General features: G+C 74.5%; 13 protein-coding genes. 7 read left to right on the top strand and 6 right to left on the bottom strand.

Annotated elements, in window-relative coordinates:
- Nucleotides 1–582: 582 nt before the first annotated feature.
- The gene (locus tag ACZ7C5_RS04520; RefSeq protein WP_188298127.1) at nt 583–849 is read left to right on the top strand and encodes a hypothetical protein; all 267 of its coding nucleotides are present in this window, start codon (nt 583–585) and stop codon (nt 847–849) included.
- Between the two features lie 259 nt (nt 850–1,108).
- On the top strand, nt 1,109–1,570 hold the full coding sequence (locus tag ACZ7C5_RS04515; RefSeq protein WP_470321949.1) for a YjbQ family protein: 462 nt from the start codon (nt 1,109–1,111) through the stop codon (nt 1,568–1,570).
- Nucleotides 1,571–1,710: 140 nt separating this feature from the next.
- Here the strand turns inward: ACZ7C5_RS04515 and ACZ7C5_RS04510 are convergent, their stop codons facing one another.
- On the bottom strand, nt 1,711–2,265 hold the full coding sequence (locus ACZ7C5_RS04510; protein ID WP_401088118.1) for a DUF1990 family protein: 555 nt from the start codon (nt 2,263–2,265) through the stop codon (nt 1,711–1,713).
- Between the two features lie 265 nt (nt 2,266–2,530).
- Between ACZ7C5_RS04510 and ACZ7C5_RS04505 the strand changes: the two genes are divergently transcribed.
- The gene (locus tag ACZ7C5_RS04505; RefSeq protein ID WP_401088116.1) at nt 2,531–2,755 is read left to right on the top strand and encodes a hypothetical protein; all 225 of its coding nucleotides are present in this window, start codon (nt 2,531–2,533) and stop codon (nt 2,753–2,755) included.
- 103 nt (nt 2,756–2,858) lie between these two features.
- Here the strand turns inward: ACZ7C5_RS04505 and ACZ7C5_RS04500 are convergent, their stop codons facing one another.
- Nucleotides 2,859–5,909 (bottom strand): AAA family ATPase, encoded by a 3,051-nt coding sequence (locus ACZ7C5_RS04500; protein ID WP_470321948.1) that lies wholly within the window; start codon nt 5,907–5,909, stop codon nt 2,859–2,861.
- Nucleotides 5,906–7,075 (bottom strand): exonuclease SbcCD subunit D, encoded by a 1,170-nt coding sequence (locus ACZ7C5_RS04495; RefSeq protein WP_470321947.1) that lies wholly within the window; start codon nt 7,073–7,075, stop codon nt 5,906–5,908. Before ACZ7C5_RS04495 ends, ACZ7C5_RS04500 begins: the two co-directional genes overlap by 4 nt.
- A 569-nt stretch (nt 7,076–7,644) precedes the next feature.
- Here ACZ7C5_RS04495 and ACZ7C5_RS04490 point away from each other — a divergent pair.
- From ACZ7C5_RS04490 to ACZ7C5_RS04480, 3 genes are all read left to right on the top strand, one after another.
- The gene (locus ACZ7C5_RS04490) at nt 7,645–8,565 is read left to right on the top strand and encodes a hypothetical protein (protein WP_470321946.1); all 921 of its coding nucleotides are present in this window, start codon (nt 7,645–7,647) and stop codon (nt 8,563–8,565) included.
- Between the two features lie 291 nt (nt 8,566–8,856).
- On the top strand, nt 8,857–9,513 hold the full coding sequence (locus tag ACZ7C5_RS04485; protein ID WP_401088108.1) for an NUDIX domain-containing protein: 657 nt from the start codon (nt 8,857–8,859) through the stop codon (nt 9,511–9,513).
- Between the two features lie 623 nt (nt 9,514–10,136).
- Nucleotides 10,137–10,934 carry an SGNH/GDSL hydrolase family protein gene (locus ACZ7C5_RS04480; RefSeq protein WP_401088106.1) on the top strand — a complete coding sequence of 266 codons (798 nt, stop codon included), beginning with the start codon at nt 10,137–10,139 and terminating at the stop codon, nt 10,932–10,934.
- Nucleotides 10,935–11,002: 68 nt separating this feature from the next.
- Here ACZ7C5_RS04480 and ACZ7C5_RS04475 read toward each other — a convergent pair whose 3' ends face one another.
- Complete coding sequence (locus tag ACZ7C5_RS04475; protein ID WP_470321945.1) at nt 11,003–11,947, bottom strand: nitroreductase/quinone reductase family protein; 945 nt, start codon at nt 11,945–11,947, stop codon at nt 11,003–11,005.
- A gap of 376 nt (nt 11,948–12,323) precedes the next feature.
- On the opposite strand from ACZ7C5_RS04475, the gene ACZ7C5_RS04470 reads away from it, so the two are divergent.
- Complete coding sequence (locus tag ACZ7C5_RS04470) at nt 12,324–12,716, top strand: hypothetical protein (RefSeq protein ID WP_470321944.1); 393 nt, start codon at nt 12,324–12,326, stop codon at nt 12,714–12,716.
- Nucleotides 12,717–12,898: 182 nt separating this feature from the next.
- Here ACZ7C5_RS04470 and ACZ7C5_RS04465 read toward each other — a convergent pair whose 3' ends face one another.
- Nucleotides 12,899–14,086, bottom strand: coding sequence for a polysaccharide deacetylase family protein (locus ACZ7C5_RS04465; RefSeq protein WP_401088191.1), 1,188 nt, complete (start codon nt 14,084–14,086; stop codon nt 12,899–12,901).
- A gap of 200 nt (nt 14,087–14,286) precedes the next feature.
- The gene (locus ACZ7C5_RS04460) at nt 14,287–16,113 is read right to left on the bottom strand and encodes an AMP-dependent synthetase/ligase (RefSeq protein ID WP_401088099.1); all 1,827 of its coding nucleotides are present in this window, start codon (nt 16,111–16,113) and stop codon (nt 14,287–14,289) included.
- Nucleotides 16,114–16,581: the final 468 nt, after the last annotated feature.

The following is a 16,581-nucleotide window of genomic DNA, read 5'->3' as shown; positions in this document are numbered from 1 at the left end:
TCGAGGCGGCCGGGCAGTGGCTCGCGGGAACCGGAGTCCTTCATCACTCGAACACACGCTTGAGTGGGGTACGGGCACTGGCGTGTGCATCAGATATTGCTTGGAGGTTCGCCGGGAGTCAATCCCTCGATTGTGTTCACTTCCTGAAGTCGGACGTGTTCGCGCTGTCGCGAGTGCCCTGCCCAGCCCTGCCCGGGTCCGCGCGGCTTCGGCGGACGCCCCGTTGATCGTCCCGGTGATCGCTCCGGCGGCCGTTCCGGCGGTCGTTTTGTCGATGTGACGGCTGTCCCCATATAGGGGAGGCGGGCGAGGTGCGCACTGGACGTCGCCGGGGTGTTGCCGCGCGCCGGGCGCGTGCCGCGTGGACGGGTGCCGCACCCGCGCCCGCCCGCCCTGGTGACGTACGGCTGGTCGTGCACCATCATTGATGCCTAGTCGTGACCGGCCTGGTGGCCCCTGGTGCTTCGTCAGTTGACGCCGCACGATACGGTGGCACAACACCAGGGACGGTTGCGCGAAGGCCGTCCTTCACGGATAGTCTTCGCCTCACGGCCCTGGCGCCTCGTAGGGGTGGGAAAACTGATGGAACACATGCAAGTGCGGACTCGGCCTCGCGTGCCGGCGGTCCAGTGCGGTGTCGGCACGACCGGCCGCCGGATCGACCGACACCTGGCCGTGCTCGGCGCGCCCGCACTCCCGGCGGTGGACACCGCCGAGGCGCTCGGGTTGATAAGGGAGCTCACGCCGCGCGGCGCCGAGGCCCCGACGACCCGTCGCCGCCACACCAGGATCTCGCTGCTGACGCCGCTGCGTCGGCTGCGGCGGAGCCTCTTCGGCGGGCGCGGCTAGTCCGGCCGGCGCGGCACGGGTCCCTCCCCGCCGCTCTGGTCGGTTCCGACCCGGTGGACCATCCGGTCCGCCGGGTCTTCGTTGTGCCCGGGCGCCGGCGGGGCGATGCCCTGAGCCGCTCCGGGCGGCGCCGGGCGGGTGTGCCCGCCGCTCGGGGTGCTGTGGTCTGAACCTTTCACCCTATTCGAGTTCGCCCCCTCGGCAGGCCGAGTCGGCGAGGGAGTACGCCCGACCCCCTGGCCTGGGACAGGATGGCGCCATGGCGGACAACAACCACTCCACCCGGACCACCTCCGACCCGACCACCACCTTCCAGAGCAGCAGTTTCGAGATCACCACCGGCAGCCGTGAGGTCGCGCTCGACATCACCGACCGCTGCGCCGCGTTCCTCGACGAACGGGCCGCGGGGCGCGACGGCCTGCTCAACATCTTCGTCCCGCACGCCACCGCGGGGATCGCGGTGCTGGAGACCGGCTCCGGCAGTGACGACGACTTCCTCGCCACCCTGCGCGACCTGCTCCCTCCCGATGACCGCTGGCGCCACCGGCACGGCGGCCCGGGGCACGGCAGAGACCACGTGGTGCCCGGACTGGTCGCCCCGCACGCCACCCTGCCGGTGCTCGGCGGCCAACTGGCGCTCGGCGTCTGGCAGTCGGTGGTGCTGGTCGACACCAACGGGGACAACCCGCGCCGGACCGTCCGGCTGTCCTTCCTCGGCTGAAGGCTGAAGGTTGAGGGCTGAGGGCTGACAACTGAGAGCTGGGGGCTTACGGCTGACAACTGAAGCCGGGGTCGAGGGCCGGACCCGGCGCTCGGAGCGCGGACGGCACCCCCCGACGGCGGGCAGCCCGGCGGGCGGAGTCAGCGGACGTGTGCGGCGACCGCGGCGAGGTAGCGCTCGATCGCCAGGTGCTGGCACAGCAGTGCCACCGGCCGGCCCAGCCGGGCGTACCAGGCGGACAGCCGGGAGAACGCGGTGACCTCGAACCAGACCTCGCCGTCGGCGTCCATCGACACCAGGAAGGCCTCCTCGCCGCACTCCGGGTGCCCGGGGAGGGTTCCGTAGCCGAACCCGATCCGGCCCGGCTCGTCCACCGTCCACACCACCCGGCAGGGGATCACCAGCCGGGGCCACCTGCTCCCCGGAAGGTTCAGCCGCAGCAGCACCGTGTCGCCCTCCCGGGCCCGTCCTGCCGGGTGCACGGCGAAGCCGGTGCCCACCTGGCTGCCCCAGTCGAGCACGTACCGTCCGGCCCGCTCCAGCACTTCGGGACCGTGCCCCAGGTGGACCCGCCGCCGCAGGTGGGCGTAGCCGGCCGGCAGCCGTCCGCCCCCGCCCCGGGTGGCGCCCACCTCGGGGTACGACGGGGTGGTGGCGTGGGCGGCGAGCAGGCGTCGGTGCAGGTCGGTGGCCATGCCGGTCACGCTAGCCGCCGGGTGGGAGCGGTGTGGCGGCGGGGCGGGGCGGGCAGGGTTCGGCGGGCGGGCGGGCGGACGGGTGTCGGCGAACGGAGTTCAGGCGACGGCTTTCGGGCGGCAGCCGACAGGTAACGGATGTCAGACGACAGATATCAGATGACAGCTTTCAGCAAACGTTTTCTGAAATCTGTTCGCCGTCAGCCGTCAGCCCGAGCCGGGCCGGGTGTTGCGGCAGGACGGGCATGCGGAGTAGGAAGGCGGCATGAGCGACACCGGCACCGGCACGAACGAGCAAGCGGGCGTCTGCGAACTCGCGCCCGACAGCGGGGCGGAGGCGGCGCTGCGGCACGCCCCGGAGGCGGCCGGTCCGCGTGCCGACTGCGTCCTGTGCGGCGAGCCGACCGAACTGCCCGCCGACCGGCCGGGCAGCACCCTCTGCCCGGTGTGTGCCTGGCAGCAGGCGCAGCGGATCGCCTGCTCCGGCTGATCCCCGGGCCGAACCCGGACTCACCTCGGGCCGGTCACCGGCCCGTGGTCCCCGAGCCGGCCCGACTCGATCCGGCGATCCGGCCCGATCCGGCGGACCGGCCCTACGCGTCCTCCCGGCCGGCCGGCGCCAGGGTCGATCCGTGCCTGCCCTTGCGGACCAGCAGCTGGGCGGGGATGCGGCTGCGCAGGTCCGCGACGTGGCTGACGATGCCGACCGCGCGGTCCCGCTCGCGCAGGCCGTCCAGGACGTCCATGACCTCCTCCAGGGACTGCTCGTCGAGAGTGCCGAAGCCCTCGTCGATGAAGAGGGTGTCCAGCGGCATGCCGCCCGCCTCGTCGGTCACCACGTCGGCCAGGCCCAGGGCGAGGGAGAGCGAGGCGAAGAAGCTCTCGCCGCCGGAGAGGGTCGCGGTGTCCCGCTCGGTGCCCGTCCAGGCGTCGACCACCCGCAGCGCCAGCCCCGAGCGCTTGGTGCCGGTGCCCCGGTCGTCGCTGTGCACCAGGGTGTAGCGCCCGCCCGACATCCGGACCAGCCGGTCGCTGGCCGCCGCCGCGACCTGCTCCAGCCGGGCCGCCAGGACGTACGACTCCAGGCGCATCCGAAGCCGGTTCTCGGCGGAGGTGCCGGCCGCGAGCGCGGCGAGCCGGTTGAGCCGCCCGTACCGGTCCAGAGTCGGGGCCAGTTCGGCGGCGAGCCCGGCCAGCTGCCGCCCGATCGCGGCCAGCGCCTCGCAGCGCTCGCGGGCCGCCGCGTGGTCGGCGTGCGCCCGGCCGAGCCGGTCGGTGGCGGCGCCGAGCGCGGCCATGGCAGCGGACAGGTCCACCGGCGGACGGCCCGCGGCCTCGACCAGCTCCGGCAGCGCCAGTTCCCGGCGGACGGCGGCGGTCCCGGTGCGGTGCCGCTCCAGCCGGGCCTCCAGCCGCTCGCGCTCCTCGCGCGGCAGCAGCACCGCCAGGGCCGCACCGGCGTCCGGGAAGCCCGCCGCGGCGGCGGCCTTGCCCAGTTCCACCTCGGCCTCGCCGAGCCGGGCCGCCGCCTCCGCGTGGGCCCTGGCGGCGACGGCCGCGGCGGCGACCGCCTCGGTGAGCCGGGTGAGGGCCGCGGCGCGCTCGGCCACCGAGGCCGCCTCGCCCCGGGCGGCCGTCACCCGGGCGGCGAGTGTCTGCTGCTCGGTGCCGAGTGCCAGCAGCCGGTCGGACAGGACGGCGGTGCGCTCCTTCGCCCCGTGCAGTTCGTCGACCCGCCGGGCGCGGTCCTGGGACAGCCGGGCGATCTCCTGCTCGACCCGGCCGAGCGCCTCCGCGGCGTGCCGCGCCTCGCGGTGCGCGCGCTCCAGCTCGGCGAGGCCCTGGGCGAGTGCCTCCGCACCGTCCGGCCCGGCAGCGCCGGCGGCGGTGGCCTCGCGCATCCGCAGAGCGGTGAGCGCCTGGTCGGCCTCCGTCCAGACCTGCTCGGCGGTGGCCTGCGTCCGACGCGCCCGCTCCTCGTCCTCGGCGCCGACCCGGCTGCCCGGCGCGGCCTCGGCGGGCGCCGGGTGGTCGGGTGAGCCGCAGACCCGGCAGGCCTCGCCCGAGCGCAGCTGCTCGGCCAGTTCGGCGGCCATGCCGCTCAGCCGGCGGTCCCGCAGGTCCAGGCTGTGCTCGCGGGCGTCCAGCGCGGCGGTGCGCAGCGCCACCACCCTGGGCTCGGTCGCGGCGATCTCGGCGCGCAGGCCGTCGCGCTGCCGGGCCGCCCTCAGGCGGGTGGCCAACTCGGCGAGCTGCCCGTCCAGTTGCTCGACCCGGGCGGTCGCGTCCCGGGCCTCGGTGTGCTGCTGCTCCAGTCGGCCCGACTCGCCCTCGAACTCGGCCAGCCAGTCCTCGGCCTCCTCGGCCAGCTCCTCGGCGGTGCGCCGGTCATCCGTCAGGGTGCGCTGCTCGTGGGCGAGTTCGGCGCAGCGGCGTTCCTCCTCCCGGGCCGTCTCCAGCCGGACCACCTCGGCCCGCAGCCGCAGCTCGGCCCCGGCCAGCGCGGCGGCGTCGGCCCCGGCGAGGTCACGGCCCTCGCCGCCGGATCCGGCCAGTTCCTCGCGGTGCCGGCGCTCGGTCTGCTGCGCGCGCCGGAGCGACTCGGCCGCGCTCTCCCGCAGCCGCAGCGCGGACTCCACCCCGACGGCCTCCTGCGCGGCGGCCAGCCGCTGCCGGTCGGCGGCCGCGGCGGACTCGAAGCCGGCCAGCCGCTCGGCCCGCTCCACCGCCTCGCGGTGCCGGTGCTGGCGCCCGGCCAGCTCCTCCGCGGTCGCCCGGTGCTCCTGGGCGGCGCGCTGGGCCGACTCGGCGCCCGTCAGGGCGGCCTCGGCGACGGCGAGCTGCTCGGCCGCGCCACTGCGCAGCACCGCCGCCCAGCCGAGCACCCCGGCGGTCGGAGCCGCGGTCGGACCGCCGGCCTCGTCCTCGGCCGGCACCCAGCCCTCGGCGGGCTCGGCGCCGGGACCGGCCGCCTGCTCGGCCTTGCTGGCGAGGTCCCGCAGGCGGCGCCGGCCGGCCTGGACGGCGGCCTCCTGACCGCGGCGCTGCTCGGCCAGCCAGGCCTCCACGTGCTGGAAGCGTTCGGTGTCGAACAGCCGCCGCAGCAGCTTGCCGCGCTCCTCGGAGTCGGCCCTGAGGAAGCGGGCGAAGTCGCCCTGCGGCAGCAGCACCACCTGGCAGAACTGCTCCCGGTTCATGCCGACCAGCCGGTGGATCTCCTCCCCGGCCTCCTGGTGCGACTTGCTGAGCCCGCGCCAGCCGGGCGTGCCGTCGCCCGTGTCGGGGACCCACTCGCGCAGCAGGGTCTGCGCCCGCTCGACGGTGGTGCCGGTGCCGACCTTCTTCGGGCGGCGCTGCTCCGGCAGCCGGGTGATCCGCAGCCGCCGTCCGCCGAGGGTCAGCTCCAGCTCGACCGAGGTCAGCAGTTTGGGATCGGCGTGGTCGCTGCGCAGCCGGTTGGCCCGGCGCGCGCCCGGCGTCTCGCCGTAGAGGGCGAAGCAGACCGCGTCCAGCACGCTGCTCTTGCCCGCGCCCGTCGCGCCGCGCAGCAGGAACAGCCCACCGGCGGCGAGCGCGTCGAAGTCCACCGTCTCGCTGCCGGCGAACGGGCCGAAGGCGGTGACGGTGAGCCGGTGCAGCCTCATCGGGGCAGGTCCGCCTTCCGGTCGGTGGTCTCCCGGACGCGCTCGAAGCCCTCGCGCAGCCAGCCGAGCTCGTCCGCCGCCGGCTCGGCACCGGGACGGACGTGCCGCAGGAAGCCCTCGGCGATCTCCAGGTCGGCGCGGCCGCTGACCCGGGCCGCGTACGACCGGGCGGGCTCGGCATCGCCGCGATCGGGGTCGAAGAGCAGCTGGAGGGTGTGCGGGAAGCGGCGGCGCAGCCGCTCCATCGGCTCGCTCGGCCGGGCCGCGTCGGTGATCGTGGCCTGCACCCAGGACTGCTCGTGCTCGGCGTACTTCTCGTCGGTGAGCAGCGCGTCGAGGGTGTCGCGCAGGGTGGCGAGCCGGCGGGGCTCGGGGCAGGGCACGCGTTCGGCCGCCACCGAGCCGTCGGCGGCGAGGTCGACCAGCCACATGGTCTTGCGCTGGTTCACCTCGGAGAAGGAGTAGGCGAGCGGGGAGCCGCTGTAGCGCAGGTGCGGGGCGAGCGTCTGGCAGCCGTGCAGGTGGCCGAGCGCGGCGTAGTGCACCCCGTCGAAGACCGAGGCGGGCACGGAGGCGACCCCGCCGACCGCGATGTCCCGCTCGCTGTCGCTCGGCGCGCCGCCGGTGACGAAGGCGTGGGCCAGTACCACCGCCCTCGTCCCCGCCGGGCGCTCCGCGAGGTCGGCCCGGACCTGGTCCATCGCGGCCCCGAGCACCGCCGCGTGCCCGCCCTTCGCCAGCCCGAAGCGCTCGCGCACCAGCGTCGGTTCCAGGTACGGCAGCCCGTACACCGCCACCGGGCCGTGCCCGTCCGCCAGCAGGACGGGCTCGGCGCACTCGCCGGGGTCGGTGCGCAGGTGGATGCCGGCCCGCCCGATCAGCCGGGCCCCGACCCCGAGGCGGCGGGCCGAGTCGTGGTTGCCGCTGATGAAGACCGTCGGCACGCCGAGGTCCGCGAGCCGGTGCAGCACGTCGTCGAACAGCGCGACCGCTTCCAGCCCGGGCAGCGCCCGGTCGTACACGTCCCCGGCGACCAGCACGGCGTCCACGCCCTCGGACCGGACCACTGCCACCAGGTGGTCCAGGAAGGCGCGCTGGGCGTCGTGCAGGCTCTCCCGGTGGAACGAACGCCCGAGATGCCAGTCGGAGGTATGCAGCAGTCGCATGGTTCCCGACCCTAACCCGCGCTACTGACAATCCCGCCCGGCCCTGTGGAACCACGGGCACCAGGGGCTCCCTGAAGGGGGATCGTGACTCCGTTCGTGGCGGGTGCCATCGGTGCGCCGCCGGTCGGCCGGGAGGCTGTCAGGGGTGGCTCGGACGGGAGGCAGCCAGGGCGGCGCCGAGCTGTTCGATTACCAGGGGTGCATTGTCAGTGGCTCTGTGTATGTTCCTCGACGTCGGCCGACCGCCGGCCGGGGCGGACGGCATCGTCCCGGTACGGGGCGGCCGGCGCGAGGAAGCGACCGGAGGAGGAGCCATGGCTGTTGTGCGGGAGTGGGTGTGCGAGGCGCTGTGCGTGGCGGCGGGGCGGCCGTCGCGGGGGCACCGGCGGGTGCTGGTGCGGGCCGGGCGGAGGCCGGGTGGAGGTGTCGGCGGGGAGTCGGCCGGTGGGCCCGGCGGGGCGGTGCCGCCGGGCGGCGGGCGGCCGCCTGGTGCGCGTGCCGGAGGGGGCGGGTCCTGGGCCCGGCGCGGCGGGCGGGTCCGGGGTGCGCCGCCGCCCCAGCCGGTGGCGGTGGCCCTGGCCGTCGACGCCGGGGACTTCGCCGGGCTGGCGCGGTACGGGCTGTTCGGCGGGCTCGGGCACGAGGCCTACCTGCGGCGGGCGGAGGAGCAGCTGACGGCCCTGCACCGGCAGGGGCTGGAGGTGCACCTGCGGGTCCTGGAGGCGGGCGACTTCGAGGACTACTGCGAGGCGCTCGGCCTCGATCCCCGGGCACCCGCGGCCCGGGTCGCCTACGCGGGCGATCCGGAGCTGGCCGGGGAGCCGTTCGTCTACGCGGGCGAGCGGCTGGCCGAACTGCTCCCGGTGCTGCTGGACGACCACCGGGCGCGGGTGCGGATGTCCGTGGCTTGTGCGGCCCTGCTGGACGCCGTCGGAGTGGACGGGGCCGGGCAGCACCGGATGGCGACGGTGATGCGGTACGTGACGTCCGTCTACCTGGCGCTGGCCGAGGGCGCGGGGGAGGGGTGCCACCTGCTGACGCTGCGCTGCCACGGTCCGGAGGACGGGGAGGAGCTCACCTCGGCGGTGGACGTCTGTGTCGAGGAGGGGCGGCTCCACCCCGCAGGGCGGGACGCCGAGGCGTTCTGCGTCACGCTGGCGGCGGGTGTGGCCTCCGGCGGTGAGGGGGCCTTGCTGCTGCACGGTGACCCGTCGGCGGGCGTGCCGGCCGACGGCCACGTCGACAGCGGGGCCGCCGGGCAGGCCGGTGGCCGCACCGCCCCGGCCGCCGGTGCCGGGCCGCGGCCGCCGGTGCGCGGCTGGGCGCTGAGCGGCGGGCGGCTGCGCCCGATGACCGCGCACCAGGTGTTCGACGAGCTGGCCGACGACGCCGCGCGGGGGCTGCCCTTCCCGCCCGGAGTGGACCCGCGGCCGGGCTTCCCGCTGCCAGGACTCCCGGCCGCCGGGGAAGGGGGTGGGCCGCTGGGGTGAGGGGGTGATCAGGGCGTTCACCCCCTCCGCGTCCACCATGCGGCGCTGGGGACTGTTCATCGACCGCGTGTTCGGGGAAGATTCGGAGAAGATCAACAGCAGGAGCGCGCGGTACCCCACGTCGCCGCTCCGGCCGCTCCGCTCCGTACCGCGCCATGCAGGTCCTCCCCGCGCACCGCCGGTCCGGCGAAGCCCGACAGCGAGAGGGGGACGGATGAGCGAGCGGAGCGAGCTCGGCGCCAGGGGGTACGGCCGGGCGGGTGCCCCCGCCGAGCGCCGCGGGGCGAGAGCATGAGCCCGATCGAGTACAGCGAGGAGATCGCCGAACTGCTCGGGAAGGTGCGGCGGCGCCCCACGGCGGGCTGGCCGTGGCGCCCGGGCGAGCTGGTGCCGGACGGGCTGCCGACGAAGCAGTCCTGGGGGTGGCTGTTCGCTCCGGACGGGCGGGTGCTGACGCTGGTCAACCCCAGGGACGGGATCTGCTCGCTGCCCGGTGGCTCGCTGGAGCCGGAGGACGGCGGCGACCCGGCGGCCGCCCTGGCCAGGGAGGCCGCCGAGGAGGCGCAGGCCGTGATCGGCCGGCCGTACTACCTCGGCTACCTCTACGACCGGGTCGGCTCGGCCAACGGCGGGCACGAGTGCGCGCGGGTCCGGATGGCGGCGGCGCTGCGGGCGGTCGGTCCGAGCGTGCCCGACCCGGCCTCGGGCCGGCACTACCGGCGGCTGCTGGTCGCGCCGGGCCTCGCCGTCGAGCTGCTCGGCTGGGGCCTGCCCGGGCTGCGCCAGGCCCGGGTCGCGGTCGCCACCGCCGTCCGGTGGCTCGGTGTGCCCGAGGCCGCGAACGAGGCGATCGAGGAACTGCCGGTCGAGGGCTGCACGGTTTCCCAGGGCGCCGTGTACCGGGGTGCCCTGCACCCCGGTGGCGGCCACCCCGGCGTCCGGGGCTGACCGCGCCACGATGTCCGGTGCTGACCGCACTCCGATGCCCGGCACCGACCGCGCGGCCCACTCGGGTTGAGCCACCCCGGTGGCCGGAGCCGACCGTGTCCCGGCGTTCGGGACCGACCGCGCGCTGGGGCTCAGGGCTGGTCGCCCCGGCTTCCGGGGCAGACCGCGCGCTGCTCCGTACGTCCGAACGACGCCCGGCATGCCGTCCTGAAGGCCGTTCACATCTGTCACCCGGGTCCGATCGGCCACACCGGTGAATTCCGTCCGGTGCCGTCGACGCGGTCGATGACCTTTTCGGCCCACCTTCTGACGCCCCCTGAGGCATGTCATCCGCCCCCCCTGTGTCGGCCGGCACCCTCGTCGAATCCGAACCGGCGATGGACGGGCGGCGACCCCCCGCTTGTCCTGCGCGGAATTTCCGCAAGTTGCCGGTCTACGCGCGCTGCACTACGCGCGTCACCCCGCACCCGCTCTGACCAGCGCGAAATGACGGATTGTCGGCGGCAGTTCATCTCTGAGCTGTCAGACGTCCCGTCAATATCCTTGGCATGACCGCTTCCGGGTTTGGCTACTGCCTGGTATCACTTCTGTGACCCACGCCACGCCACCCCACTGGAGCCGTGATGATCCGCTCTGCCCGTGCCCTGTCGATCGCCGCCGTTGCGGCAGGCCTCACCATGACGACGCTCTTCGCCGCGTCGTCCGCGAACGCGGCCGGCGTCAACTACGTCGCCCTCGGCGACTCGTACTCCTCCGGTGTCGGTGCCGGCAGCTACCTGAGCGACAGTGGCAGCTGCAAGCGCAGCACCAACGCGTACGCGTACCTCTGGAAGAACGCGCACGCGCCGTCCTCCTTCAAGTTCGTCGCCTGTTCGGGCGCCAAGACCGGCGACATCCTGAACAGCCAGATCTCCGCGGTGGACGCCAGCACCACGCTGGTCAGTATCTCGATCGGCGGCAACGACGCCGGCTTCGCCGACACCATGCAGACCTGTGTCCTGGGCACGGACACCGACTGCGTCAACGCCGTCAACACGGCCAAGAACTACGCCACCGGCACTCTGCCCGGCCAGCTGGACAAGGTGTACTCGGCGATCAAGTCCAAGGCCCCCAACGCCCACGTCGTGGTGATGGGCTACCCGCACATCTACAAGGTCGGCGGCAGCTGTATCTTCGGCATCGGTGACACCAAGCGTGCCGCCATCAACGGTGCCGCGGACGCCCTGGACGGCGTCATCGCCAAGCGTGCCGCCAACGCCGGCTTCGCCTTCGGCGACGTCCGCAACGTCTTCAACGAGCACGAGATCTGCGGCTCGCTGACCACCTGGCTGAACAGCACCACCCTGCCGGTCGACGAGAGCTACCACCCGAAGGCGGCCGGCCACTCCGGCGGCTACCTCCCGGTGTTCTCGGCGTCCTGACGGGCAGTCGCAATGGCCGCCGTCCCTTCCCCCGGCCGTGCGGGGGAGGGGACGGCGGCGGTGCGGTCTCAGCCGCCGCTCGGCGCGGGCCCGGTCGGTGGGAAGGGGATGCCTGCGAGGACCGGCAGCAGTTCGGCCTCCTCGAAGTCGAGGTGCGCCTCCAGCTCGGCGGACATCCGGTCCAACTCCGCCCGGAGCCGTTCCGGTTCGGTGACCGCGATGCCGGCCAGCAGTGCCACCAGCTCCTCCTTGATCCGGCCGATGGCCAGGTGTTGCTCACCGAGCCGTGCCAGGACGCCGGCCAGTTCCGGGTGGCTGCGGGCGAGGGCGGGGAAGATCGCGGTGTCCTCGCCGGTGTGGTGGTGCGTCAGCCCGTCACAGAAGGCCAGACAGTGCCGGCGCAGCTGGAGCCCGAGCGCGGCCGGCCGGCCCGGGACGTGGGCGTGCGCCTCCTCCCGTACGTGGCGCAGCTGCGCGCGGAGCCAGGTGTGCACCTCCAGCAGCTTGTCGGCGAGGCTGCCGACCACCGGGGCCGGGCCCTCGGGGGCCGGGGCGCCGGAGGTCAGCCCCGCGGAGGCAAGGCCGCCGGAGGTCGGGTCGGGCGGATCGGGCCGTTCGAGGACCACGACCGGCAACTCCCGTTCGGTCTGCGCCTGGTAGTCGCCGTAGCCAGGGGCCTTCCGGACGACGGCGGCGAACAGCCGTTCCCGGCGGGCGCCTTCGGCGGGGACGGCGACCGATTCGAAGGCCTCGGTGCCGAGTTCGACCCGGACCACGGGGTGGGCCAGCAGGTTGCGGTACCACTGGGGGTGCTCCGGCGCCCCGGCGGCCGAGGCGACGACCAGGAGCAGCCCCTCCGCCCGGACGTACCCGAGCGGCACGGTGTGCGGCCGCCCGGAACGGGCCCCGGTGGTGGTGAGCAACAGCAGGTCGCCGCCCTCGAACGGGCCGCCGACCCGTCCGTCGTTGGCGCGGAACTCCTCGATGACGTTCAGATTGAAGGACATGGGCATGCGTGGGTGATGGATCTCCGGAGAGGAAAGGGGTGTCGCGGCCACACGTGATGCGGGTGCGGGTGATGCCACGGGGGTGCGCGACCGGCGGTGCTCGCCGTGGACGGACCCCGTGGACGCACCCTGCGGAGGTACCCCGTGGAGGTGCCTCGTGGAGGTGTCCCGCACACGCGGGCACCGCGGTGACCGCCTGGCGTCAGATCAGGGCAGCGGAGAGAGTGCTCATCGCGCTTCGTCCCTTCGGAAGGGTGCTCGCTCGGCTGTCGGCCGGCCCACTACTCTGTGGCCGACGCCGCGCTGCACGCCCCCATTAGAGCCAGGCCGTGGACGGGCTGTCAACGAGCGTGATCACCACCCGAGGGGAGCCGGAGCCGCCGTGGAACGCGTGGTGGACCTCGACGACGCCGCCGCGCGGATCACCGCCCGGTCCCCGCGCTGGTGCGCGGCCCGGCTGACGGTGGGGCCGCTCACCTGGCGCGACGGCCTCGCCCCCTGGCCCCAGCTGCTGGAGACGGACCGCACCCGGGTCGGCGATCCGGACTCCGTCGGCCTGCGGCTGTCCGCCCCGCTGACCGGTGGCGAACTGCACGTGGTGCTCTTCCGCGGAGGCTGGGCGGACGTGGACTACCTGGCCGCCGGCCGGGAGGAGAAGCCCGCCACGGCGGAGGAGCACGAGGTGGGCGGCACCATCCCGGCCCAGGGCATCACCTCCGCCGCCGACTTCGAGGCGCGCCTGATCGGCTGGATGGGAGACGTCTTCGGCGGTTGAGCGGTTGAGCGGTTGAGCGGTTGAGCGGTTGAGGGGTCGACCGATGTGCCCCGGTGCGCCCCGGCGAGGCCCGGGAAGCCCGGCGGGGCTCGTTCCCGGGCGACCCGCCCTCCCGTGCCGGACGGCGCCGCGCCGCCGCTCCTCCCGGAGACGGCGGCGCGGCGGGTCCGGAGGACCGTCCGTCAGCGCAGGTAGTCGACCAGCCCGGCCGGCTTGAGCCCGGCGGCGTCGGCCGCCGCCAGGGCGCGCTGGAGGTCGGAGGCGAGGGTGTCCGTCCAGTGCATCAGCACGACGTCGCCCGGCTGCAACAGGCCCGGGTGCCAGATGTTGCCGGCGCCCCAGCTGAAGTCGGCGTCGGCGGTGAGCACGGTGCGGATGCCACAGTTGGCGGCGGCTTGCAGGGTGTCGGCGTTCCAGGTGAAGTACGGCGGACGGAAGAACGTCGGCGCGGTGCCGAAGAGGCGGGTCAGGGAGTCCCTGGCGTCGCAGATCTCGACCTGCTGCCGCTCCAGCGGGAGTTGGCTGAGGTCGGCGTGGGAGACGCTGTGGTTCTGGACCGAGGAGCCGGGCACGGCGGTGACCCGCTTGAAGAAGGCCGGGTCGGTGGCGGCCGGCATCGGCAGCGGGAAGGCGGTGATCGGCAGCCGGTGGTCGGCGATGAACTGCTCCGCCTCGGGGGTGCGCTGCCAGCCGTCGTCCACGGTGAGGAAGACGACCTTGTCGGTGGTCGGGACGGAACCCGCCGCCACCGCGGGGGCGGGCGCGGGGCCGTCCACCCGGACGTCGTCCACCGAGAACGGGCCCTGCTGGTACCAGCCGTGCACGTACAGCCGGATGCTGCGCGCGTTCGGTCCCGTGGTGAACCGGGTGGTCAGCCGCTGCCAGCCGCCGCGGGTGGTTTCCGTCCAGGCCGGGGCGACGTCCTTGCCGGTGCCGGTGGCGCCCAGGTAGACGAAGTTGCCGCGCACCCAGGCGGAGGCCGTGTAGGTGGTGCCGGGCTGGACGGCCACGGTCTGCGCGCACTCGCCGGTGGAGTCGGCGTTCGCCGGGGTGACGGTGAGCGCGGAGCCGCCGGCGTGCGGGGCGGTGGTGGTGACGGCCGCCTCGGCCGGGCCGCCGGTGCAGCTCCAGCCGGGGATGCTGCCCCAGTCGGCGAGTTCGGGGGCGGGCAGCTCGAAGCCGGGGTTGGTCGCGAGGTTGACCGTCGGGGCGCTCCCGGCGCCCGCGCCGCCGGCCGGGGGAGTGTCGGCGGAGGCCGCCGGTGCGGCGAGGCCGCCGAGCAGCGCGGCCGCGGTGGCCAGCGCGGACAGGCCTCTGGACAGGCGGGTGGACAGGCCCGTGGGCAGGCCGAGGGGAAGGCGCGTGGACATCGACACGTGAGGACTCCAGCAGGTGGGGGTACGCCCGTGGGGAGGGCGTGAGTGGAATCGGTGCGCGGAACTCTGGATCGTCGCAACAATGGACTAGACCAATGGGGCCGTCAAGGGAACGGTGGATGAACCCCGTGGTCATCGAAGCCGCGACACAAGGGACAAGACGGTACGTCAAGGACCGTTCGGGCAGGCCCGGTTCAGGGCAGGTACAGCTCCTCGATGTCCGCCGCGTAGTACTCCGCGATCGCCGCCCGCCGCAGCTTGAGGGAGGGGGTCAGCAGCCCCTGCTCCTGGCTGAACTCCCGCGGCAGCAGCCGGAAGGCACGGATCGACTCGGCCCGCGACACCGCGGTGTTCGCCGCCGCCACCGCGCGCTGGACCTCCACGTGCAGTTCTTCGTCCGCGAGTACCGTCCACGGATCGGCCTGCTCCCGCCCGTGGGTCTTCAGCCAGTGCGCCAGTGCCGCCGGGTCGAGCGTGATCAGCGCGGCCACGTACGGACGGTCGTCGCCCACCACCAGACACTGGGAGACCAGCACGTTCGCCTCGACCCGCTCCTCCAGGGCCGTCGGCGCCAGGTTCTTGCCGCTGCTGGTGACGATCAGGTCCTTCTTGCGGCCGGTGATGGTCAGATAGCCGTCGTCGTCCAGCCGGCCCAGGTCGCCGGTCGCGAACCAGCCGTCGACCAGGGACTCGGCCGTGCACCGCGGATGGTTGAGGTAGCCGCCGAAGACCGAGCCGCCGCTCACCCACACCTCGCCGTCGTCGGCGATCGCCACCGAGGCGCCCGGCACCGGCTGTCCGACCGTGCCGAGCTTCTGCCGTCCGGCCGGGTTGGCGGTGATCGCGGCGGTGGTCTCGGTCAGCCCGTAGCCCTCGTACAGCCGGAGGCCGGCGCCGGTGAAGAACAGGCCCAGTTCGCGCCGCAGCGTGGAGCCGCCGCACATCACGCTGCGTACCCGGCCGCCGAGCACCGCCCGCAGCTTCGGGTAGACGGTCCGCTCGTACGCGAGGTGGCGCAGCCGCAGGGCCGCGCCGGGTCCGGGGCCGCGCCCGAAGGCCTTCTGCTCCCGCGCGGCGGCCCACTCGACGGCCACCTGGCGGGCCTGCTCGAAGAGTTCGCCGCGGCCGGCGTCGTCGGCGGCCCGCCGGGCCTGCTGGAAGATCTTCTCGAAGACGTACGGGACGGCGTGCAGGAAGCTCGGACGGAAGGACGCGAGCGCGGGCAGCAGCGCGTCCGTGGAGACCTCGGGGATGTGCCCGATCCGGAAGCCGCCGCGGATCGCCGCGATCTGCACGGCCCGCCCGTAGACGTGGGCGAGCGGCAGGAACAGCAGGGTGGCCGGCTGGTCGCCGCCGGTGTCGCGCAGGACGTCCCCCCAGCCGGCGAGCAGGGCGTCGGCTTCGGCGGCCAGGTTGGCGTGGGTGATCAGGCAGCCCTTGGGCCGGCCGGTGGTGCCCGAGGTGTAGACGACGGTGGCGATGTTCTGGGCGGCGACGCCGAGGCGCTGGCGGTGCACCAGGGCGTCGGGCACGCCGCGGCCGTCCTCGGTGATCGCGGCGACGCAGTCGCGGTCCAGTTGCCAGATGCCGGCGAGGTCGGGCAGCGCGTCGCAGACCGCGCCGACCGTCATCGCGGCGTCCTCGTCCTCGACCAGGCAGGCCACCGCCTGGGTCTCGGCGAGGATCCAGCGCACCTGCTCGGCGGCGGCGGTCGGGTAGACCGGGACGGTGATCGCGCCGATCGACCAGAGTGCGTAGTCGAACAGCGTCCACTCGTAGCGGGTGCGGGACATCAGGGCGACCCGGTCGCCGTAGCGGACACCGTGAGTGAGCAGTCCCTTGGCCAGGGCGAGCACCTGGTTCCTGAACTCCCTGGCGGTGACGTCCTGCCACCGGCCGTCCTCGGCCCGCCAGGACAGCTGGACCAGTTCGGGAGCGCGTTCGGCGGTGTCGTACAGGGAGTCGGCGAGTCCTCCGGCGGCCTCGGGCACGGCCGGGGCGGGGGTGGTGAACTCGCGCACGGTCCTCCCCAGTTCGACGCCGGTAGTACGAGGTGGGCCGAAACTATCGGATCGCTCCGTCGCTGCCCAGGGGGTGTGGCGGCGACACGACGAGATCGGCACGGGTCCTGGTCGGCGGTGCCGTGGCCGGGGAGGCGTGGGGGAGACGCGGAGGGGGAACCGCGGAGGCGGACGGGGCCTCCCGGTGGTCGGGCATTCCGGGTGTCCGAGGATGATTCGGGCGCGAAGCGGAGGCGGGGACGACCGGTTCCCGGTGTGTGCGGGGTGAGACCGCGAAGTGGACTGGTTCGCCCCTCGAACGAGTGGTCAGGGCGTAGTAGAGTCTCGCAGACCTGTGGCCGGGGGCCCCTCCATCGACTCTTTCCTCATCACTCTCCGTGTTGCTCCCGCGCCGCCGCCCCGAACCGCAACGTCCCGCCCCGTACCTCCCCGCCACCCGCTCCCGACGCCGCCCGTTCACCACTGCCA

The organism is Kitasatospora sp. NPDC036993 (genome assembly GCF_055607525.1).
Note: the sequence above shows the minus strand (reverse complement) of the source record. Positions and strands in the feature narration are given on the sequence as shown.